Here is a 20541-nt window from a genome sequence, read left to right as displayed (position 1 = left end):
GAGAGACGTTATTATGTTACCCGTTCTCGCCTCTTCGAGTGGTCATCGTGTCCCGACTTTTTGCCCTTTTTGTCGCTTTTACCGCCAGTTTGTTCGTGATCAGCTCGGCCCAGGCCGAAGTCCGGGTCCTGACCAGCATCAAACCCCTGCAATTGATCGCCGCCGCCGTCCAGGATGGCATCGCTGTGCCCGAGGTTCTGCTGCCGCCGGGCGCCTCGCCGCACAACTATGCGCTGCGTCCTTCCGACGTGCGCAAGGTGCAGTCGGTGGAGTTGCTGTACTGGATCGGTCCGGACATGGAGAGCTTCCTGCCGCGGGTACTCAAGGGCCGCACGCTGCCATCGCTGGCGGTGCAGGACTTGCCTGGCCTGAAACTCCGTCATTTCGCCGAAGATAACCACTCGCACGCCGAAGAAGCCGACGAGCATGACCACGATCACCGTCCGGGCAGCCTCGATGCGCACCTGTGGCTGTCGCCGGTCAACGCGCGGGTTATCGCCGACCGCATGGCGGCCGACCTGAGTGCCGCGGACCCGGCCAACGCCGCACGTTACCAGAGCAACGCCAAGGCTTTCGACGCACGCCTGGATGCCCTGGATGCCCGTTTGAAAGCCCGCCTGGCCCCAATCGCCGGCAAGCCTTATTTCGTCTTCCACGAAGCCTTCGATTACTTCGAAGATGCTTATGGCCTCAAGCACGCAGGCGTGTTCAGCGTCGCGGCCGAAGTGCAGCCGGGCGCGCAGCACGTAGCGGCGATGCGCACGCGCTTGCAGGAAGTCGGCAAGACCTGTGTGTTCAGCGAGCCACCATTGCGCCCGCGCCTGGCCGAAACCCTGGTGGCGGGCTTGCCGGTGAAGCTGGCGGAACTCGATGCATTGGGCGGTTACACCCCGGCTACCGCGCAGGGTTACGAGCAGGTGCTGGAGAAACTGGGCAACGATCTGGCGGGCTGCCTGGAATCGTTGTAACGGCTGCTGACGCTATCGCGGGCAAGCCTCGCTCCTACAAGGGATCGTAGGGGCGGGCTTGCCCGCGATGCGTTCAGATGGCGAACGGTAATGGCGCGCTGACCTGCTGGCGCTGGGCCAGGCGCAGCTGGAACTCCATCGGGTCGTGAATCAGCACGTCTTGCCCGGCGAAGGACTCGGCGGCGATCAGGCGTGACAGCCAGAAGCGCACGCAGGCCACCCGCAGCATGGTTGGCCACAGCTCGGCTTCGGTGGCGGTGAACGGGCGCAGGGTCGCGTAGGCGCCCAGCAGGGCCCGGGCCCGCGGACCGTCGAGCAGGCCGTCGGCGTCGGAGCACCAGTCGTTCAGGGCAATCGCCACGTCGTACAGCATCGGCCCGGAGCAGGCGTTGTAGAAGTCGATCAGCCCGGTCAGGTGCGTGCCTTCGAACATTGCGTTGTCGCGGAACAGGTCGGCGTGGATATTGGCCCGCGGCAGCGCGAGGATCCTGGTCTTCTGCTCGGCGATTTCATCCAGCGCCCGCTGCAGCAGGTCCCGCGCCTGCGGGTCGAGATGGGAGAGCATCTGCGCGCCTTCTTCCTGCATCCAGTCCAGGCCACGATCGGTCTTGCGCTTGATCATGTTGTCCTTGGTCGCCAAGTGCAGATGGCCCAGCAACTCGCCGACCTGCGCGCAATGCTGGGCATTGGCTTGCTTGATGTGCTTGCCGGCCAGGCGCGGCTGCAGCAGCGCCGGCTTGCCGGCCAGTTCGCGCAGGGCCACGCCGTCGGTGGTGCGCAGGGCGTAAGGCACCGGCAGGTTGGCGTCGTGCAGCACGTCCAGCAGTTCGATGAAGAACGGCATTTCCTGGACCGGGCCGCGCTCGACCAGGGTCAGGACGAACTCGCCCTGTTCCAGGCTGATGAAGAAGTTGGTGTTTTCGCTACCAGCGGCAATCCCCTGGAAGTCAAGCAGGCGGCCGAGCCCGTAAGGGGCGAGAAAGGTTTCCAGCTCGGGCCGAGCCAGGGGAGTAAACACAGACATGGTTAAAAACTGCCAGTACGGGCGCTGCTGTCGAGCCAGCGCCGGTTGAAGTTAGGAGCGGCTTACCACTCGAAAATTTTCCACGCCGGAATCAGCATATCCGGCTGGTCCGAACGAATGAAGTTGCCATCGGAACCGTCGGCGCGCACCAGAAAGTAGGGTTTGCCGCCCTTCGGTGTGACCTTGATGGCGTACAGGAAACCGTTCTGGCGGTATTCCTGGATGGTCTTGTCGCCTTCCGTGCGAATGGTTACTTCCGGATCCGCCGATGGCGCATCCTCCGCGGCAATCACGGCCATCGGCGCGATTGCAATCAGGCTGGCCAGCAGCAAGCGATTTAGTGTGCGCATGATAACCTTGTCCCTTTGTCGTCAACGGTCCCGCTATTCTAGCGCCGGACCCGCCGAAAAGGTTGATCCTGCTCATGAGCCAAGCCCCCCTCGTCCTGGTGGACGGTTCGTCCTACCTGTACCGCGCCTTCCACGCGCTGCCACCTTTGACCACTTCCAAAGGCATGCCGACCGGTGCGGTCAAGGGCGTGCTGAACATGCTCAAGAGTCTGCGCAAGCAGTACCCGGACAGCCCGTTCGCCGTGGTGTTCGACGCCAAGGGCGGGACTTTCCGCGATGACATGTACGCCGAGTACAAGGCCAATCGCCCGAGCATGCCCGACGACATGCGGGTGCAGATCGAGCCGCTGCACGCCAGCGTGATCGCCCTGGGCTTTCCGCTGCTGTGCGTCGAGGGCGTCGAGGCGGACGACGTGATCGGCACCCTGGCCCGCAGCAGCGCGGCGGCCGACCGGCCGGTGGTGATCTCCACCGGCGACAAGGACATGGCGCAGCTGGTGGACGGGCACATTACTCTGGTCAACACCATGTCCGGTAGCAGCATGGACGTGGAGGGCGTGAAGGAGAAATTCGGCGTCGCTCCCGAGCAGATCATCGATTACCTGGCGCTGATGGGCGACTCCTCCGACAACATCCCGGGTGTGCCGGGCATTGGCCCGAAGACCGCTTCCGGCTTGTTGGTGGGGGTCAACGGTGGCCTGAACGAGCTGTACGCACAGCTCGATATCGTCCCGAGCCTGCCGATTCGTGGGGCCAAGACCCTGCCGGCCAAGCTCGAAGAGCACAAGGAAATGGCTTTCCTCTCCTATCAGCTGGCGACCATCAAGGTCGATGTGCCGCTGGATGTCGGCCTGGATGACCTGCACCTGGGCGAGCCAGACCGTGACAAGCTGGTCGAGCTGTACAGCCTGCTGGAGTTCAAGAGCTGGCTCGACGAGCTGCAGCGCGATGCCAAGCGCCTGGAACTGAGTGCTGCTGCAGCGCCCGAGCCGGTGGCCGACCTGTTGACCCAGGCCGAGGCCGAGATCGAAGCACCGGTGGCCGTTGAAGCGCAGTACGAAACCATCCTCGATCAGACGCGTTTCGATGTCTGGCTGGAGAAACTGAAGAACGCCAAGCTGTTCGCTTTCGACACCGAAACCACCGGCATCGACGCCCAGCAGGCGCAGCTCGTGGGGCTGTCCTTCGCCGTGCAGGCCAACGAAGCGGCTTATATCCCGCTGACCCACTCTTACATCGGCGCGCCGGAGCAGCTGGACCGCGACACTGTCCTGCGGGCCTTGAAGCCGATTCTCGAAGACCCGAACAAACTCAAGGTCGGCCAGCACGCCAAGTTCGACATGAACATCCTGGCCAACTGCGCCATCGGTGGCGATCAAGCCAGCGGCATCACGGTGCGCGGGGTTGCCTTCGACACCATGCTCGAATCCTACGTACTCAACTCCACAGCCACCCGGCACGACATGGACAGCCTGGCGGAGAAATACCTGGGCTACACCACCGTGAGCTTCCAGGACATCGCCGGCAAGGGCGCCAAGCAGCTGACGTTCGACCAGATCGCCCTCGAGCAGGCCGGGCCTTATGCCGCCGAGGACGCCGATGTGACCTTGCGTCTGCATCAGGCCCTGCATGAAAAGCTGGCCGCGATCCCGAGCCTGGCCAGCGTACTCAGCGATATCGAAATGCCTGTGGTGCCGGTACTGGCGCGCATCGAGCGCCAAGGGGCGCTGGTGGATGCCGAGCTGCTGGGTGTGCAGAGCATCGAACTGGGCGACAAGATGGTGGCGCTGGAACGGGAAGCCTTCGAGATTGCCGGCGAAGAATTCAACCTCGGCTCGCCCAAGCAACTGGGGGTGATCCTCTACGACAAGCTCGGCCTGCCGGTGCTGAAGAAGACCGCCAAAGGCCAGCCGTCGACCGCTGAAGAGGTGTTGGCCAAACTGGCCGAGGACGACTACCCGCTGCCCAAGGTGCTGATGCAGTACCGCTCCATGAGCAAGCTCAAGAGCACTTACACCGACCGCCTGCCGGAGCAGATCAACCCGCGGACCGGGCGGATCCACACCTCCTATCATCAGGCGGTAGCATCCACCGGGCGCTTGTCTTCCAGCGATCCGAACCTGCAGAACATCCCGGTGCGTACCGCCGAAGGCCGGCGCATCCGCCAGGCCTTTATCGCTCCGCCTGGCTACAAGCTGCTGGCGGCGGACTATTCGCAGATCGAGCTGCGGATCATGGCGCACCTGTCCCGCGACGAAGGCTTGATGAATGCCTTCCGCAATAACCTCGATGTGCACACGGCCACCGCGGCCGAAGTGTTCAAGGTCGAGCTCAAGGACGTCAGTTCCGACCAGCGCCGCAGCGCCAAGGCGATCAACTTCGGCCTGATCTACGGCATGGGCGCGCAGAAGCTCGGCAAGGACATCGGCGTCGATACCAAGACCGCCAAGGCCTATATCGACACCTACTTCGCCCGCTACCCCGGGGTGCGTGAATACATGGACCGCACCCGTGCCCAGGCCGCGGACCAGGGTTATGTGGAAACCCTGTTCGGGCGTCGCCTGTACCTGCCGGAGATCAACTCCAACAAGCCGCAGGAACGCGCCGGCGCCGAACGTACGGCGATCAACGCGCCGATGCAGGGCACGGCGGCCGATATCATCAAGAAAGCCATGGTGGCGGTGGACAACTGGCTGACGGCCTCAGGCCTGGATGCCAAAGTCATCCTGCAGGTGCACGACGAACTGGTGCTGGAAGTGCGCGAAGACCTGGTCGCTCAGGTGAGCGAGGAGATTCGCGGCTACATGAGCAAGGCCGCGACCCTGGATGTGCCGCTGCTGGTCGAAGTCGGGGTGGGCAGCAACTGGGACGAGGCTCACTGAGGCGAGATGGCAGTTACTTTCGCCGCGGCATAGTGCCGCGGCAAAGGCTGGCGAAGAGCTATTAGTGCGGAAAATTTCATCCACTATTACCAATAGTTTTTGAAAGCTCCCGGAACTTAATCGGCGAAAGCCCACTCAGAGTATCTGAATGGCTGGTGAAGCCCTTCGATGCTCCTATGTTGTGTTAAGTGTTGGCAGATATCTGGACCCCGCCCTAGCGGTCCGGAACTTGGACCCCGAACTTCCCCTCCCCATACGAAGTCCGGGGTTTTTTTTGCCCCAAAACTGCCTGTGGCGCGATCATGCTGCGTTAAAAAACAGGCGGAAAATGCTCATTTAGGCCCCTAAACTCCGCTTTTCCGCCTGTTTTTTGCCTTGCCTGATCACTCCACAGACAGTTTTATCTATGTCTTTCAGGCTTCGATTTCGGCGCCTTTGTCCGCCAGTTCCATCCAGCCCGCCAGTACAGTGTAGGCCTCTTCCAGGCCCATGCGTTTTGGCGCCGAGAACAGCTGGATGCTGACGTTGTCGCCCCAGCCTTTACGGATTTGCGACTGCACCTTGAGCAGGGTGTTCTTGGCCGCGCCGTAGGTCAGTTTGTCGGCCTTGGTCAGCAGGATGTGCATCGGCATGCCGCTGGCGACGGCCCAGTCGAGCATCAGCAGGTCGAAGTCGGTCATTGGATGGCGGATGTCCATCATCAGAATCAACCCTTTCAGACTCTCGCGGCTGCCCAGGTAGGCTTCCAGGTGACGCTGCCAGTGTTGCTTGAGCGGGATCGGCACTTTCGCATAACCGTAACCCGGCAGGTCGACCAGACGGCGATCGTCGTCTAGCTTGAAGAAGTTCAACAGCTGCGTGCGGCCCGGAGTTTTCGAGGTGCGTGCCAGGCTGGCATGGGTCAGGGTATTCAGGGCGCTGGATTTGCCGGCGTTGGAACGCCCGGCGAAGGCCACTTCGAAGCCTTCGTCGTCGGGGCATTGATCGACTTTGGCGGCGCTGAGCATGAAAGTGGACTGTTGGCACAGACCAAGAATGGGATTTTTGAGTTGCATGGGATTTCCGATAGGGGCGGTGCCGAGAATGGACGCGGCGAGCGGTGTCGTTTCCGTTTCAGTAGCGCCAGTATATAATGCCGCAGATTTTGTGTGCGCTTTGTCCCAGCGTAGGATGAAGTTCACGAGAGCGATAGACCTTGATTGCGCATTAGAACGCAGCACGCTCTCAACCCTGAAAAGGTCGTTTTATGACGAAATGGCTGCTGGCTGCCGGCGTCCTGATACCGCTTTACAGCGCTCAGGCTACACAGGATCCGGAAGCTGTGTACAACCGTGTTTGTGGGGCTTGTCATTCCGGCCAACTACCAACGGCTCCCCGCAAGGGGGACCAGGGAGCTTGGGCGCCGAGGCTGGCGCAAGGTATGGAGACGCTGGTGCAACACGTGACCCAGGGTTTCAAGGCGATGCCGCCGCGTGGTTTGTGCATGGACTGCAGTGCCGAGGATTACCGAGCCATCATCCTTTGGATGAGCGAGTGATCCCGGTCCATAACTCTTAACCCTTAGCCGTAGTTGGATTAGCTGATGAACAAATTACTCGTGAGTCTGCTGTTGACCTTGGGCATCACAGGTGTCGCCCATGCTGCAGGCGACGCTGCTGCCGGTCAGGCGAAAGCCGCTGTATGTGGTGCTTGCCATGGTCCGGATGGGAACAGCATGGCGCCTAACTTTCCAAAGCTGGCGGGTCAGGGTGAGCGTTACCTGAACAAGCAGTTGCACGACATCAAGTCCGGCAAGCGCCAGGTGTTGGAAATGACCGGCATGCTGACCAACCTGAGCGATCAGGACCTGGCCGACCTCTCCGCCTACTTCGCCAGCCAGAAAGGCAGCGTCGGCGCAGCGGACCCGAAAGTCGTGGCTCGCGGTGAAGAATTGTTCCGTGGCGGCAAGCTGGATCAAGGCATGCCTTCCTGCACCGGTTGCCACTCGCCAAATGGCACGGGTAACGCCGCTGCCGGCTTTCCGCACCTGGGTGGCCAGCACGCTCAGTACGTAGCCAAGCAGTTGACCGACTTCCGTGAAGGCAACCGCACCAACGACGGCGACACCATGATCATGCGCAGCATCGCCGCCAAGCTGAGCAACAAGGACATCGAAGCAGTATCCAGCTACATCCAGGGCCTGCACTGAGGCCGGCGATCATGTTGCGAAAGGGTCTATCTTGCGCAACGTTAATGATCGATTAATCTGTCGATGAAAGCATAAAGGGTGGCCCAGGCCGCCCTTTTTCATGGCGTCTGCCGCTACACTAACGAACTCAAGCCCCGCCATGACCTGTCTGCGACAGGCCGCGCGAGGCGACCTTACTTGTTCAGGAGTAAAGCATGCGTAATCTGATTCTCAGCGCCGCTCTCGTCACCGCCAGCCTGTTTGGCATGACTGCTCAAGCCGCCGAGCCCCTTGAAGCCGGTAAACAATACGTAGAGCTGAGCAGCGCCGTTCCGGTTGCGGTGCCTGGCAAGATCGAAGTGGTCGAGCTGTTCTGGTACGGCTGCCCACACTGCTACGCCTTCGAGCCGACCATCAACCCATGGGCTGAAAAACTGCCGGCCGACGTCAACTTCGTGCGTATCCCGGCGATGTTCGGCGGTATCTGGAACGTTCACGGCCAGCTGTTCATCACCCTGGAAGCCATGGGTGTCGAGCACAAGGTCCACAAAGCCGTATTCGAAGCCATCCATGGCGGCAAGAAACTCGCTTCCCCAGAGGAAATGGCCGAGTTCCTGGCCGGCGAAGGCGTCGACAAGGACAAATTCCTGAGCACCTACAATTCGTTCGCCGTCAAAGGCAAGGTCGAGGACGCGAAGAAGAAGGCCCAGGCCTATCAGATCTCTGGCGTACCGACCATGGTCGTCAACGGCAAGTACCGCTTCGACCTGGGCACCGCCGGTGGTCCTGAAGGTGCCCTGAGCGTCGCTGACCAGCTGATCGCCAAAGAGCGGGCGGCCAAGTAAGCGAGTCCCTGCCATGCGACGTTGGGGTACGGAACGCATCGTTGGCCTGCATGATCCGCGGGTCAACGAGCACCATGTGGCGTCCTCCGGCCTGCCGGCAGACAGCCGTCTGCGGCTGCTCAGTTTCAACATTCAGGTCGGTATCAGTACCGAACGTTATCGGCACTACCTGACCCGTGGCTGGCAGCACCTGCTGCCGCACAACGGGCGCGCCGACAATCTGCAAAAGATCGGCGATCTGCTGGGCGACTTCGATCTGGTCGCCCTGCAGGAAGCCGATGGCGGCAGCCTGCGCTCGGGCTACGTCAATCAGGTCGAGCACCTGGCCCATCTCGGTGCCTTCCCCTACTGGTATCAACAGCTCAATCGCAACCTCGGTCGCCTGGCCCAGCACAGCAATGGCGTGCTCAGCCGCCTGCGCCCCTGGGCGATCGAAGATCATCCGCTGCCCGGCCCCAAGGGCCGCGGTGCGATCCTCGTGCGTTTCGGCGATGGGCCCGAAGCCTTGGTAGTGGTGATGATGCACCTGGCCCTCGGTGCCCGTACGCGCACCCGGCAGTTGGCTTATATCCGCGAGATGATCGGCGGCTACAAGCATCAGGTGCTGATGGGCGACATGAATACCCATGCCAGCGATCTGCTGGAGCATTCGCCCTTGCGTGACCTCAGTTTGCTGGCGCCGCAATTGGAAGCGACTTTCCCCAGTTGGCGCCCACAACGCTGCCTTGATCATATTTTGCTCAGCCCCAGCCTGACGCTGGAGCGGGTCGAGGTCCTGGCCCAACCGATTTCCGATCACCTGCCGGTCGCGGTAGAGATTCGTCTGCCGGGTTCGCTCACGGCCGATGCATTGCCCGCGCTGAGTCCTGCCCCTCGCGGAACCCATGAATGAGCGACGACGCCCAGCGCTGGAAAGAGAAATACCTCAAAAGCATCGAACAACAGGAAAAACTCGAACGGCGCTGGAATGCCCGTCTCGACCTGCTTCGTCGTGGCCTGGTGCGCAGCACGCTGGCGGCCGAGGGCACTGACCGCGCTGTCGATCAGTGCATGAAGGAAATGCGCGAAGTAGTGCGCACCGACGACATGGACGCGGCCTTGGCGGCCCTGTTGCCGCGCCTGGAAAAAGCCGTGCTGGACTCCGAACAGCGCCGGGAGACCCGCATCGAGCAAATGAGCACGGCCCTGACCTCGCTGGTCAGCCAGTTGCAGAAGTTGCCGCTGCCCCGCGAGGTGAGCCGGCCGCTGAAAAGCTTCGCCAAGCAACTGGATGGCCGTGTCGGCCAGGCCCGGGAAATTCCGCTGCTGCTGGGCGAACTGAGCGGCCTGCAAAACAAGGCGCTGAGCCTGTTGGAGAGCCCCGCGGAGCCGAGCCGCCCAGGCTTGTTGCAGCGCCTGTTTGGTGGTCGCGACGCTGACGAAGCGGCGGTACCGTCCGAAGCTGCGCCGCTTGCGGTGGTGGCGAGCCCGGCTCCGGCCCCAGCCTCAGCTCCGGCACCGTCGCCGGCAACGGCTGAAACAGTCACGGCTGACATGCTCTCGCCTCAAGCCGAGGCCGAGCTTGCGCGGTGGTCCGAAGCGTTGGAGCCGGTGTCCCCTCCCAGGGTGGAAAAGGCTGTTGCCGCTGCCAGCCAGGCGCTCGAACCGCGGCCGGAGTCGCCGCCCGAGGAAGCCGCGACTCCCCAGGTCACGGCCTTTGTGCCGCCGGTGCTCGAGCCGGAGAAACTCGGCGTCGCGGAGCCGGCGCCACAGGTGCCAGACTTGTCCGCACCAGCACCAGCACCAGCACCAGCACCAGCACCAGCACCAGCAGTTGTACCTGCCCCCGCGCCGCAGCCGTCAATCGAGTCTGAACCCGACGATTCGCCGGTGCCTGCGCAGCCCCCGGTTCCCGAAGCTTCGGTCAGCAACCCGGACGAACTGATTTTTGCTGCACCCACCGAGGCGACTCCGGCGCCCGTGTTGCTCGACCGCTTGCCATTGCCGGCAGCCATGGCCGAGGCGCTTGCGGCGATCAACCCGCAGCAGGCCGAGCAGGATGTGCTGTATGCCCTGCCCGATTCGCCGGAGCCGTCCTACAGTTCGGTGGCCAAGCATATCGAACATACCCTGCTCGGCCTTCTGGATGACCTGAGCCTGCCAGAGCGCCATCGGCCGCAAGCCGAGTCCATGCGCGATCGTTTGCAACATGGGCTGAACTGGTACGAATTGCTGCCGATCCTCGACGATCTGGCGGTGTTGATGCTGGCGATCACCGACAGCGGCCAGCATGAGTTCGAGGCCTATCTCAAGCGGCTCAACGAGCGCCTGGAATCCTTCCAGAGCAACCTGCAGGCCGCCAGCGAGGGCCATGCCGACAGCAGTTCGGCGGCGCGGGAGATGGACTCGCAGATCCGCGAACAGGTCGATGGCTTGCAAAACAGCGTGCAGGAGGCGGCCGATCTGGACGACCTCAAGCAGGTGCTGGAAAGTCACCTGGAAGGCCTGCTCGGCACCATGGACCATCACCAGAAGCAGCGTGACGAGCGCGAGAAGGAAGTGGCCGCACGGCTGCAGAGCCTGGCCGAGCGGGTGTCGAGCATGGAGCAGGAAGCCCAGGGCTACCGCGAGCACCTGGAAGAGCAGCGGCAGAAAGCGCTGATCGACCCTCTTACCGGCCTGCCCAATCGGGCGGCCTGGAGCGAGCGCCTGGAGCATGAAGTGGCGCAGTGGCAGCAACACGGCAACACCTTGCTGCTGGCGATGCTTGATCTCGATCACTTCAAGAGCATCAACGACAACTACGGTCACCTGGCCGGCGACAAGGTGCTGAAGATCATCGCCGGCGTGCTGCGCAAGCGCCTGCGCGGCAACGATTTCATCGCCCGTTTCGGCGGTGAAGAGTTCGTCCTGCTGATGCCCGATACCACCTGGCCGATCGGGGCGCGCCTAGCGGAAACCTTGCGAGCGGCCATCGAAGCCTGTCCGTTCCACTTCAAGGGCGAGCGAGTGACCATCACCATGTCCATCGGCATGAGTGCCTTCAAACCGGGAGAACGCAGCGATCTGGTGCTCAAAAGAGCCGATCAGGCGCTCTATCGGGCCAAGGAGGCGGGGCGCAACCGGGTAGAACCGGGCTGACGCATAATTTGTTCCATTTTGTATAAACCGGTGCTTTTGCCGGTTTTCCGCCAAGGCAGTACGTTACACTGTTGCATTATTTTCCCCAGCGTACTGCCTTTTGCCATGAAAGTTCTTGTCCTCGCCTTGTCCCTTCTGTTGCTGGCCGGTTGCGCCAGCGGCCCACGTTTCAATACCAGCCACCCTTCGGTCAACTTCGATGAACGGGTGCAATTCGTGGTGGTGCATTACACCTCGGCCTCGATGGAGCGCTCCCTGCAACTGCTGACCCACGGCCAGGTCAGCAGCCACTACCTGATCGGCGACGACAAGGCGGCGACCATCTACAAGCTGGTGGACGAGCAATACCGCGCCTGGCATGCCGGCGAGAGCCAGTGGCAAGGCCGTACCTGGCTGAACTCCAGCTCCATCGGGATCGAGATCGTCAACCCGGGCTTTCGCGACCTGCCCACCGGACGTGTCTGGTACCCCTACAGCGAAGCGCAGGTCCAGAGCCTGATCGTCCTGCTGAAGGACATCAGCAAGCGCAACAACATCGCGCCACAGCACATCATCGGCCACAGCGATATCGCCCCCCTGCGCAAGCTCGACCCGGGCCCGCTGTTCCCCTGGAAGCGCCTGGCCGAAGCCGGGTTGGGCCGGTGGCCGAACGCCCAGGCGGTGGCGCGCCAGCAGGCGTTCTTTGCCGCGCAGTTGCCGAGCATCGCCTGGTTCCAGCAAGGCCTGGCGCGTCTTGGTTATGAGACGCCGCAGACCGGCGAACTGGATGTGGCGACCCGTCATGTGCTGGCCGCGTTCCAGATGCATTACCGGCCGTCGCGTTTCGACGGCCAGCCGGATGCGGAAAGCGCTGCGATCCTGCAGGTTCTCAACCAGACAAAATAATGACGCCCGCCCGACGGTCAGGGTTTTTTCTCAATCAGTAGCTATAACTCATTGGTAACCCTCGGATATCCAATGATGCCGGCCGCTCGCGAACCCCTGCGCAGTTGGTTCTATCGCCCCTGGCTGCTGGCGATGTGCGCGGCTGTGTTGAGTGCGGTCCTACTGCTGGCGGCAAGCCTGGGCATCGTGATGCACGAGGTGCAACTGCGCGAAAGCGAGCAGATGAATGCCCAGGGCCAGCGTTTTCTCGAACGCCTGGAGCAACTGTTCGGTCAGTTGCGCGAAGGTCTGGACGTACTCGAGGCGCAGCCCCTGCGCGAATGCAGCCCCGAGATGGTCGGGACCCTGCAGCAGATCAGCTTCAGCTATCGCTTCATTTATGAAGCGGCTTACATCGATGCCGCCCAGGCCTGCACCAACTGGCCACGCCAGGACAACCTGGCCCTGGCCCGGCCGCCGGATATCCGCGGCCCGACTTACAGCTACTGGCTGAACACTTCCACCGAACCCAATGAAAACCGCGCGGCGCTGATGCTCGGGCGCGGCAACTTCCGTGTGGCGACGTCTCGCGGGCATCTGACCGACATGGTCGATCTGCCCGCCAACAGCAGCCTGATGCTGGTTCTCGACCATGGCTCGCGGGCCATCCCGGTGCTGGGGCTGGCGCTGGACTGGCCGCCGATGGAGCCTTGGTCGCCAACCAGTCGCAGCCCGCTGCAGGTGACCCAGGACCAGTTGATCTACCGGATGCCCACCATCAACCCGGAGTATCAGCTGGTACTCGTCACCCCCCGCACCAACATGCAGCGAGAAATGTTCGAGGGGTGGTGGTGGCTGCTGCCCAGCAGCCTGGTGCTGGCGACTTTCATCGGTGGCCTGGTCTTTCAGTTGGCCCGACAGCGCCAAACCCTGGGCGCGGAATTAGAAGGTGCGCTGCGCCGTGGCGAACTGCAGGTGCTGTATCAACCCATCTTCGATCTGCAAACGCGTCAGTGTGTCGGCGCCGAGGCCTTGCTGCGCTGGCGCCGTCCGGACGGCACCCTGACCAGTCCGGAGCTGTTCATTCCCATGGCGGAGAACACCGGGCAGATCCGTCCCATCACCGATTTTGTCCTGCAACGCCTGCTCGAACAGTTGGGGCATCTGTTGCGGGCCAACCCGCACCTGTACATCTCGGTCAACCTGGCGGCCTGCGATGTCATGGTGCCGCGGATCGGCAAGGTGATGGCGCGCCTGTTGGCGCTGCATCGGGTGGCGGCGCGGCAGATCGCCTTCGAAGTCACCGAGCGCGGGCTGATCGATGTGGTGGTCGCCCGGCATAACCTGCAAGCCTTGCGGGACGTCGGCCATCAGGTGCTGATCGACGACTTCGGCACGGGTTATTGCAGCCTGGCGTACCTGCAGACCCTGCCGGTGGATTACCTGAAGATCGACAAGGCATTCATCGATGCCCTGGGGCATGACGCGGCCAGCAGCGGCGTCGCCCCGCACATCATTCGCATGGCCCATGCCCTGCAGCTCAAGGTGATTGCCGAGGGCATCGAATTCGAGGATCAGGCGCTGCTGCTGAGCAGCGAGGGCGTGCGTTATGGCCAGGGCTGGCTGTTCGCCCATGCGTTGAGCGCGGTGCAGTTCATCGACCTGATCACCCGCGGGCGCCGCCTGGGCCCGCGGCGCCTGGATGACGAGGCCTAGAGCGGTAGGGCCAGGTAAAACTGGGTTCCCTGCCCAGGCCGCGAATAGACCCCCATGCGCCCACCGTGCAATTGCACGATTTCCTTGCACAGTGCCAGGCCCAGGCCGGCGCCGCCTTTCTTGCGTCCGACCTGGACGAAGGGTTCAAAAATCCGCCCTTGTTGCCCGTAGGCGATGCCTTCGCCGTTGTCTTCGACGCTGATGATCACCCGCTCGCCATGCCGGCGTGCTTGCAAGCGGATCAAGCCACCCTCGGCGGTATGCCGCAGGGCATTGTCGATCAGGTTGTCCAGCACCCGCTCCAGTTGCACGCGGTCGGCATGCAGCCGTGGCAGCGGCGCCTGGATCTCCACCCGTAGCTCGATGCCCTGCGCCGTGGCTGCGCCGATGAAGCGGTTGCGCGCCTGCTCCAGCAGCTCTTCCAGGGTGCAAGGCGCCAGGGTGAGTTTCTGCAGGCCGTTCTGATAACGCGAGAAGTTCAGCAGGTCGTTGATCAGTTGCATCAGGCGCTGCATTTCTTCGTTGACGGTGTTCAGCAGGTCGGCTTCGCGGGACTCTTCAGGGAAGCGCAGGCGTTCCTGCAACAGGCCGAACGCCATGTGCATACCGGTGACCGGGGTGCGCAACTCATGGGAGGCACGCAATACGAACTCGCTGCGCACGCGCTCGAAGGCCCGCTGCTCAGTGACATCGTGCAGCACCATTACCGCGCCGAGGATATGCCCCTGGGGATGGCTGACCGGGGTCAGGCTGTACGTCAGCAGGCGCGACTCGCCATCGACCTCGATGCTGAGGTCTTCCGGCGCCCGTTCCAGGTTGCCGCCGCGCAGCACCAGTTGCAGCTGCTCGTCCAGCTCCGGACGCTCCAGGGCGCTGCCCAGTCCTTGTCCAAGGCGTTCCTCGTCCCAGCCCAGCTGACGCTGCGCCACCGGATTGAGGTGTTCCAGGCGGCCCTGGCGGTCGATCATCAGCAAGCCGTCGTCGATGCTGTCGAGCACCGATTGCAGGCGCTGCTGGCCGGCAAGCAGTTCGTCGACGTTGGTGGCCTGATGCTCGCGCAGGGCTTCGGCCATGATCCCGAAGCGCCGGGTCAGCAGGTTCATCTCGGCCGCCGAAGACAGGGGCAGGGTCACGTCGAAGTTGCCCTGGCCGATATTGTCGGCGGCCTTGGCCAGGGCTTCGATGGGGCCGCCAAAGCGCTGGGCGATGCCGTGGGCGGTAATGAAACCGATGACCAATACGGCCAGTCCGACCAGGCCGAGCAGGCCAGCGATCATCAAGGCGCGATCGCGGGCCTGGTGTTCGATGTCATTGATGTTGTCCAGGGCTTGCTGGTGCTCGCCGATCAAGCCGTTGCGCAGGGTATTGAAGCTGTGGGTCAGTTCCGTATTGCCATTGACCCCGGCCGAGGTCCCGTCGGCGCGCTCGAAGGCTTCGAAGAAACGCTGGTAGTCGTCGCGTGCCTGGCTGAAGCCGTTGCGTATATGGTTTTGTCGTTCATGCGCGATGCCCTGGTCGAGCAGGGCCAGGTATTCCTGCCTGGAGTTGTCCAGCGCCGCCCGGTCAGGGTTGTGGTTGAGCATGATGATCAGCTGGTCGCCCAGGGTCTGGCGCAGCTTGAGCCCCAGGTCCAGGGTGATGAAGTTGTCGCGGATCAGCGCTTCCTGGGTCTTGGCCATCTGCATCACGCTGACCAGTCCGAGCAGCAGGCCGAGCAGCGCCACGGTGATCAGCGCCGAGATGCTCAGAAACAGTCTCGTGCGCAGTTTCATCGCTAACTTCATGAGGTGCGGCTCACAGGTTGTACTGTTTGCGTTTGCGGTACAGCGTCGAGGCGTCGATGCCGAGCGTCTTGGCCGCCTGGTCGAGGGTATCGCTGGTGGCCAGCACGGCGCCGATATGGGCTTTCTCCAGCTCGTCCAGGCTCAAGGCGGCGCCGATGCGCGGGGTGTTGTTGGTGGGTTGCTCGGCCATGCCCAGGTGGCTGATCTCCACCTTCTCCTGGGGACAGATGATGCTGGCGCGTTCCACCACGTTGCGCAGCTCGCGGATATTGCCCGGCCAGCGATAGTTGAGCAGCGCTTCGCGGGCCTCGTCGCTGAAGCAGCGGGCGGGACGGGCATACTCCTTGACGAAGCGCGCGAGGAAACGGTCGGCCAGGGTCAGGATGTCTTCGCTGCGTTCGCGCAGCGGCGGCAGGTGCAGGGTGATCACGTTCAGGCGGTACAGCAGGTCTTCACGGAAGCGTCCGTCGCGCACCATGTCCTCGAGGTTGAGGTTGGTCGCGGCGAGGATGCGCACGTCGGCGCGGCGGGTCACCGGGTCGCCGACCCGCTCGTACTCCTTGTCCTGGATGAACCGCAGCAACTTGGGTTGCAGGGTCAGCGGGAAGTCGCCGATCTCGTCGAGGAACAGCGTGCCGCCGTCGGCCTGGTTGACCCGACCGAGGGTGCTTTCGCTGGCGCCGGTGAAGGCTCCTCGGCTGTGACCGAACAGCTCGCTCTCCATCAGCTCGGCGTTCAGCGACGGGCAGTTGATGGTGATGCAGGATTTCCTGGCGCGCTTGCTCCAGCCGTGAATGGCCTGGGCCAGCTCGCCCTTGCCGGTCCCGGACTCGCCGAGGATCAGGATGTTGGCGTCGGTGCCGGCGACCTGGCGGGCGGTTTCCAGCACCACTTTCATCGCCGGGCTGTGGGAGTCCAGGCCGTCCTTGGGTTTGCGCACTTCGCCTTCGAGGGCCTCCAGGCGCGCCGAGAGCTGGCGGACTTCCAGTTGCTTGGCGGTCGCCAGGCGCAGCTGATCGGGGCTGCAGGGCTTGACCAGATAGTCGGCGGCGCCAGCCTGGATCGCATCCACCGCAGTGTCGACGGCCGAATGGGCGGTGACTATGACCACCCGCATCCAGGGGGCCTGGATGCGCATCTGGGCCAGTACGTCCAGGCCGTTGTCCTCGCCCAGGCGCAAGTCGAGGAAACACAGGTCGAACACCTGGCGTTGCAGCAAGGCATCGGCCTGAGCGGCGCTATTGGCTGTGGCGACGGTATAGCCCTCGTCTTCCAGACAATAACGGAAGGTACGAAGGATCGCGGACTCATCATCTACCAGAAGAATGCGGCCTTGATTTTCCGGTGCTGATTCCATGTCCGAGGCTCCTGAAGTGAGTGATCTTATTTAGTCCCGGAAAAATCGGGCAAGTTGCATGGTTAATTCTGGTCGATTCCCAGGCGTGCCGGTTAGTCATCTCCGGGGTTCTTTACTAATCGATTGAAAATATTAGGTTTTCTATCGTTTATCAGGTCTTGCCCACAGTCCTTTCCCGATTTTTCCACTGTACGCCCTGCATTTTCAGCCGCGTTTTTGTCCTCAAGTACCAGGCCAATCGTGCAATTCGCACGGTATCCAGGACGGCATCGTGCAGGATGGCGTATGGGGAGCCTCCTTTGTTGTTATCAAGCCATTGTTTTTATTGAATTTATTTCAATAGTGAAAGCTGGCATGCAGGCTGCAACGGTCTGATCAGACTCGGCTGAACAAGCCGCAAGCGCAGCAACAAGCGTTTGAGAACAATGACCCGCGTGGGAGGAGCTTCCGGATGAAACGCCAACGTCTCGCTCCATTCTCTATTTCGCCCCTGCACCTGCAGCAAGGGTTGGTCGCCAGCCTGGCATTGCTGGTGACCTTGATTGGCGGTCAGCAGTTTTCACGTTGGGAGCAGAGCCAGCAGCAAGAGGCAGTGAGGTTGCCGGCTTATCACACCACTCAAACCCACTTCAGTGCAGTCAGCACTCGGTTTGCGGATTCCGCCCCGATGCTTCTGATGGACGTCGACCAGGCCCGGCCTGTCGCCGACACGGCTTATCAGGAGCGCTGGGTGTTCTAGGCAGGACAGCCGGTGCGCAACTGGGCGGACCGGCCAGGCAGTACCTCTAAATAGAAGCGTAAGGAGAATGACCATGTTGAGCTGGGCAATCACATTCCTGATCATTGCCATCATCGCCGCGGTACTGGGCTTCGGTGGTATCGCGGGCACCGCCACGGGTATCGCCAAGATTCTCTTTGTCGTTTTCCTGGTGATGTTCATTGCTTCCTTCTTCTTTGGCCGTCGTGGTCGAGGTTGAACATGAGCCTTTCTTTAAAAGCATTGGCCGCCGCCCTGCTGCTGGGCGGCGCGGCCACGGCGATGGCGGCCAACGACGGTCAGGCCCGGGTCAACGAGTTGTTGAACAGTGACCCGCAATACCGCGAAACCTGGCAGGAAGTCGTCGAAAAGGAAGAGCGCCTGCCGGAATGGGTGATGAACCTGTCCGGTGATGCGCAGCAGATGAATGCGCTGGAAGAAGACGGCGACAAGTACCTGGTCGGCCCGCTTTGCGAAACCCGCGATACTTGTCGCAACCAGCGCCTGATCGTGGCGTTCAGTTTCGACAAGAAAAACGCCTACGCCATGTTGGTCGAAGTGCCGGCGGGCCTGCCCGCGGACAAGTCGCCGACCCGCCATGCCGAATACCGCTTTCTCGGCAAGCCGGACCCTGGCATGCAGGGCTTGCTCAAGGAACAGCTGAAAAAGGACCCGAACTGGTACTGAGTTGGACCCAGGGGCACAGGGAGTGCCTCCGCGAGGGCCGGGTCAGGAAAAACTGCGGCGCAAGCTCGCAAGGCGCCGAGGCTTGACGACTTGCGCCGTGTTTGAATGCCACAAACCTTTGTGGCAGAGCGCTGGCCTGCTTTTTCAGGCTGGGGTTCGCGGCAAACATTCCCAGATGTACGGCCTAACCGTTTCACGGTGTTTCTTTGCGACCGTACATCGAGAAACTTTTGGTTTTTTCCAGATGAGATTTCTGGTTCTAACGTAAGAACTTTCCCTTCTTTCAAAGGTCATTCCCAACCCACCCAAAAGCGCTGAATGCCGCCTGAAATGGCCGTTTCACGGTAGGTCGCCAGGCCGAAATGTCGCATTCGAACCGGTTGGGACGCCCGTTTCGTTTAGAAAAACTCATGCCGATTCGGCATAGGGTAGGCGTTTACGGCATTAGACGCGCTCCCCTTGCGTCGGAATAGTTGCGCCTTTTTTCGCCTGCAGAGAGCCGTAAATGCTCGCTCGGGGTGACCTTATACGGGGGCCGATGCACAGACTTTTCCGCCATTGAGCGTTCCAGTTCGCGCATCAGCCCGAGTCCAACTGAAGTAAGGGTAATGATATGAAGAAGGCAAAACTAAGCCTCGCCTGGCAGATCCTCATCGGTCTGGTGCTGGGGATTGCAATTGGTGCGCTGCTCAACCATTTCAGTGCCGAAAAAGCCTGGTGGATCAGCAACGTCCTGCAACCTGCGGGCGATATCTTTATCCGCTTGATCAAGATGATCGTGATCCCGATCGTGATCTCCTCGCTGATCGTCGGTATCGCCGGCGTGGGCGACGCGAAGAAACTCGGGCGCATCGGCCTGAAGACCATCATCTACTTCGAAATCGTCACCACCATCGCCATCCTGGTCGGTCTGGTGCTGGCCAACGTGTTCCACCCGGGCGCCGGCATCGACATGAGCACCCTGGGTACCGTGGATATTTCCAAGTACCAGGCGACCGCCGCCGAGGTGCAGCATGAACACGCGTTCATCGAAACCATCCTCAACCTGATCCCATCGAACATCTTCGCGGCCATGGCCCGCGGCGAGATGCTGCCGATCATCTTCTTCTCGGTGCTGTTCGGCCTCGGTCTGTCGAGCCTGCAGGCCGACCTGCGCGAGCCGCTGGTGAAGATGTTCCAGGGCGTCTCGGAAAGCATGTTCAAAGTCACCCACATGATCATGAACTACGCCCCGATCGGCGTATTCGCCCTGATCGCGGTGACCGTGGCCAACTTCGGTTTCGCCTCCCTGCTGCCGCTGGCCAAGCTGGTGATCCTGGTTTACGTGGCGATCGCCTTCTTCGCCTTCGTGGTCCTGGGCCTGATCGCTCGCCTGTTCGGCTTCTCGGTGATCAAGCTGATGCGCATCTTCAAGGATGAGCTGGTGCTGGCCTACTCCACCGCAAGCTCCGAAACCGTGCTGCCGCGGGTGATCGAGAAGATGGAAGCCTACGGTGCGCCGAAAGCCATCTGCAGCTTCGTGGTGCCAACCGGTTACTCGTTCAACCTCGACGGCTCGACCCTGTACCAGAGCATCGCGGCGATCTTCATCGCCCAGCTGTACGGCATCGACCTGTCGATCAGCCAGCAGCTGCTGCTGGTCCTGACCCTGATGGTCACCTCCAAAGGCATCGCCGGCGTACCGGGCGTGTCCTTCGTGGTCTTGCTGGCGACCCTGGGCAGCGTGGGCATTCCGCTGGAAGGCCTGGCCTTCATCGCCGGTGTCGACCGTGTCATGGACATGGCCCGTACCGCCCTGAACGTGATCGGCAACGCCCTGGCGGTACTGGTCATCGCTCGTTGGGAAGGCATGTACGACGACGCCAAGGGCCAGCGCTACTGGAACTCCCTGCCGCACTGGCGCAGCAAGGAGCCGCTGCCGGCCGGTGAAGTCACCAAGGGCTGACAGCTGTAGCCGTCATCATCGACAAACCCCGGTCAATCCGGGGTTTGTCGTTTCTGCCCGCCCCGCTATCATTCG

The 20541-nt window shown here is 62.0% G+C and carries 18 protein-coding genes; 13 read left to right on the top strand and 5 right to left on the bottom strand.

Annotation, left to right across the window (positions count from 1 at the left end):
- The first annotated feature begins 38 nt into the window (after nt 1–38).
- Nucleotides 39–968, top strand: coding sequence for a zinc ABC transporter substrate-binding protein ZnuA (locus J4D52_RS06790; protein WP_063433606.1), 930 nt, complete (start codon nt 39–41; stop codon nt 966–968).
- 73 nt (nt 969–1041) lie between these two features.
- Here J4D52_RS06790 and J4D52_RS06785 read toward each other — a convergent pair whose 3' ends face one another.
- Together J4D52_RS06785 and J4D52_RS06780 are read right to left on the bottom strand one after the other, a co-directional pair.
- Nucleotides 1042–1992, bottom strand: coding sequence for a homoserine kinase (locus J4D52_RS06785; protein WP_063433608.1), 951 nt, complete (start codon nt 1990–1992; stop codon nt 1042–1044).
- Between the two features lie 62 nt (nt 1993–2054).
- Nucleotides 2055–2342: a DUF2782 domain-containing protein gene (locus J4D52_RS06780; protein ID WP_025806817.1), complete on the bottom strand. Its 288-nt coding sequence runs from the start codon at nt 2340–2342 to the stop codon at nt 2055–2057.
- Between the two features lie 74 nt (nt 2343–2416).
- Between J4D52_RS06780 and polA the strand changes: the two genes are divergently transcribed.
- Nucleotides 2417–5224 (top strand): DNA polymerase I, encoded by a 2808-nt coding sequence (gene polA, locus J4D52_RS06775; protein ID WP_063433610.1) that lies wholly within the window; start codon nt 2417–2419, stop codon nt 5222–5224.
- Between the two features lie 413 nt (nt 5225–5637).
- Here polA and yihA read toward each other — a convergent pair whose 3' ends face one another.
- Entirely contained in the window at nt 5638–6279 is a 642-nt protein-coding gene (yihA, locus tag J4D52_RS06770; RefSeq protein ID WP_063433612.1) for a ribosome biogenesis GTP-binding protein YihA/YsxC, read from the bottom strand.
- A 191-nt stretch (nt 6280–6470) separates the two neighbouring features.
- Between yihA and J4D52_RS06765 the strand changes: the two genes are divergently transcribed.
- The 7 genes from J4D52_RS06765 (at nt 6471) to J4D52_RS06735 (ending at nt 13936) form a co-directional block, all read left to right on the top strand.
- Nucleotides 6471–6761 carry a cytochrome c5 family protein gene (locus tag J4D52_RS06765; protein WP_009041528.1) on the top strand — a complete coding sequence of 97 codons (291 nt, stop codon included), beginning with the start codon at nt 6471–6473 and terminating at the stop codon, nt 6759–6761.
- A gap of 45 nt (nt 6762–6806) precedes the next feature.
- Complete coding sequence (locus tag J4D52_RS06760) at nt 6807–7412, top strand: cytochrome c (protein ID WP_025806815.1); 606 nt, start codon at nt 6807–6809, stop codon at nt 7410–7412.
- 194 nt (nt 7413–7606) lie between these two features.
- On the top strand, nt 7607–8236 hold the full coding sequence (locus J4D52_RS06755) for a thiol:disulfide interchange protein DsbA/DsbL (protein WP_009041530.1): 630 nt from the start codon (nt 7607–7609) through the stop codon (nt 8234–8236).
- Nucleotides 8237–8249: 13 nt separating this feature from the next.
- Nucleotides 8250–9128: an endonuclease/exonuclease/phosphatase family protein gene (locus J4D52_RS06750; protein WP_025806814.1), complete on the top strand. Its 879-nt coding sequence runs from the start codon at nt 8250–8252 to the stop codon at nt 9126–9128.
- A complete protein-coding gene (locus tag J4D52_RS06745; RefSeq protein ID WP_102676286.1) occupies nt 9125–11356 on the top strand; it encodes a GGDEF domain-containing protein in 2232 nt (743 codons plus the stop codon). The genes J4D52_RS06750 and J4D52_RS06745 overlap by 4 nt, the downstream gene beginning before the upstream one ends.
- A gap of 105 nt (nt 11357–11461) precedes the next feature.
- Complete coding sequence (locus tag J4D52_RS06740) at nt 11462–12241, top strand: N-acetylmuramoyl-L-alanine amidase (protein WP_025806812.1); 780 nt, start codon at nt 11462–11464, stop codon at nt 12239–12241.
- Nucleotides 12242–12313: 72 nt separating this feature from the next.
- Nucleotides 12314–13936 (top strand): EAL domain-containing protein, encoded by a 1623-nt coding sequence (locus tag J4D52_RS06735; RefSeq protein WP_173678529.1) that lies wholly within the window; start codon nt 12314–12316, stop codon nt 13934–13936.
- Here the strand turns inward: J4D52_RS06735 and J4D52_RS06730 are convergent.
- Both J4D52_RS06730 and algB read right to left on the bottom strand, forming a co-directional pair.
- A complete protein-coding gene (locus tag J4D52_RS06730; RefSeq protein WP_097306317.1) occupies nt 13933–15720 on the bottom strand; it encodes a KinB sensor domain-containing domain in 1788 nt (595 codons plus the stop codon). The genes J4D52_RS06735 and J4D52_RS06730 overlap by 4 nt on opposite strands.
- 10 nt (nt 15721–15730) lie before the next feature.
- The gene (gene algB / locus J4D52_RS06725; protein ID WP_025806809.1) at nt 15731–17077 is read right to left on the bottom strand and encodes a sigma-54-dependent response regulator transcription factor AlgB; all 1347 of its coding nucleotides are present in this window, start codon (nt 17075–17077) and stop codon (nt 15731–15733) included.
- Nucleotides 17078–17528: 451 nt separating this feature from the next.
- On the opposite strand from algB, the gene J4D52_RS06720 reads away from it, so the two are divergent.
- The 4 genes from J4D52_RS06720 to gltP all read left to right on the top strand — a co-directional run bounded on the left by J4D52_RS06720 (nt 17529) and on the right by gltP (nt 20466).
- Nucleotides 17529–17816 (top strand): hypothetical protein, encoded by a 288-nt coding sequence (locus J4D52_RS06720; RefSeq protein WP_025806808.1) that lies wholly within the window; start codon nt 17529–17531, stop codon nt 17814–17816.
- A gap of 73 nt (nt 17817–17889) precedes the next feature.
- Nucleotides 17890–18054, top strand: coding sequence for a DUF1328 domain-containing protein (locus J4D52_RS06715; protein WP_003177151.1), 165 nt, complete (start codon nt 17890–17892; stop codon nt 18052–18054).
- A gap of 2 nt (nt 18055–18056) precedes the next feature.
- Nucleotides 18057–18521 (top strand): inhibitor of vertebrate lysozyme family protein, encoded by a 465-nt coding sequence (locus J4D52_RS06710; protein WP_025806807.1) that lies wholly within the window; start codon nt 18057–18059, stop codon nt 18519–18521.
- Between the two features lie 613 nt (nt 18522–19134).
- Entirely contained in the window at nt 19135–20466 is a 1332-nt protein-coding gene (gltP, locus tag J4D52_RS06705) for a glutamate/aspartate:proton symporter GltP (RefSeq protein WP_023967611.1), read from the top strand.
- Nucleotides 20467–20541 lie beyond the last annotated feature (75 nt).

It is taken from the genome of Pseudomonas sp. GW460-12-10-14-TSB1 (genome assembly GCF_017349775.1).
GTDB lineage: Bacteria > Pseudomonadota > Gammaproteobacteria > Pseudomonadales > Pseudomonadaceae > Aquipseudomonas > Aquipseudomonas piscium.
Note: the sequence above shows the minus strand (reverse complement) of the source record. Positions and strands in the feature narration are given on the sequence as shown.

Excerpts from the sequence above, each read along its gene's own strand:
- J4D52_RS06785 (WP_063433608.1), bottom strand. The coding sequence starts at position 1,992 with ATGTCTGTGTTTACTCCCCTGGCTCGGCCCGAGCTGGAAACCTTTCTC.
- J4D52_RS06780 (WP_025806817.1), bottom strand. The coding sequence starts at position 2,342 with ATGCGCACACTAAATCGCTTGCTGCTGGCCAGCCTGATTGCAATCGCG.
- polA (WP_063433610.1), top strand. The coding sequence starts at position 2,417 with ATGAGCCAAGCCCCCCTCGTCCTGGTGGACGGTTCGTCCTACCTGTAC.
- yihA (WP_063433612.1), bottom strand. The coding sequence starts at position 6,279 with ATGCAACTCAAAAATCCCATTCTTGGTCTGTGCCAACAGTCCACTTTC.
- J4D52_RS06765 (WP_009041528.1), top strand. The coding sequence starts at position 6,471 with ATGACGAAATGGCTGCTGGCTGCCGGCGTCCTGATACCGCTTTACAGC.
- J4D52_RS06760 (WP_025806815.1), top strand. The coding sequence starts at position 6,807 with ATGAACAAATTACTCGTGAGTCTGCTGTTGACCTTGGGCATCACAGGT.
- J4D52_RS06755 (WP_009041530.1), top strand. The coding sequence starts at position 7,607 with ATGCGTAATCTGATTCTCAGCGCCGCTCTCGTCACCGCCAGCCTGTTT.
- J4D52_RS06750 (WP_025806814.1), top strand. The coding sequence starts at position 8,250 with ATGCGACGTTGGGGTACGGAACGCATCGTTGGCCTGCATGATCCGCGG.
- J4D52_RS06745 (WP_102676286.1), top strand. The coding sequence starts at position 9,125 with ATGAGCGACGACGCCCAGCGCTGGAAAGAGAAATACCTCAAAAGCATC.
- J4D52_RS06740 (WP_025806812.1), top strand. The coding sequence starts at position 11,462 with ATGAAAGTTCTTGTCCTCGCCTTGTCCCTTCTGTTGCTGGCCGGTTGC.
- J4D52_RS06735 (WP_173678529.1), top strand. The coding sequence starts at position 12,314 with ATGATGCCGGCCGCTCGCGAACCCCTGCGCAGTTGGTTCTATCGCCCC.
- J4D52_RS06730 (WP_097306317.1), bottom strand. The coding sequence starts at position 15,720 with ATGAAGTTAGCGATGAAACTGCGCACGAGACTGTTTCTGAGCATCTCG.
- algB (WP_025806809.1), bottom strand. The coding sequence starts at position 17,077 with ATGGAATCAGCACCGGAAAATCAAGGCCGCATTCTTCTGGTAGATGAT.
- J4D52_RS06720 (WP_025806808.1), top strand. The coding sequence starts at position 17,529 with ATGAAACGCCAACGTCTCGCTCCATTCTCTATTTCGCCCCTGCACCTG.
- J4D52_RS06715 (WP_003177151.1), top strand. The coding sequence starts at position 17,890 with ATGTTGAGCTGGGCAATCACATTCCTGATCATTGCCATCATCGCCGCG.
- J4D52_RS06710 (WP_025806807.1), top strand. The coding sequence starts at position 18,057 with ATGAGCCTTTCTTTAAAAGCATTGGCCGCCGCCCTGCTGCTGGGCGGC.
- gltP (WP_023967611.1), top strand. The coding sequence starts at position 19,135 with ATGAAGAAGGCAAAACTAAGCCTCGCCTGGCAGATCCTCATCGGTCTG.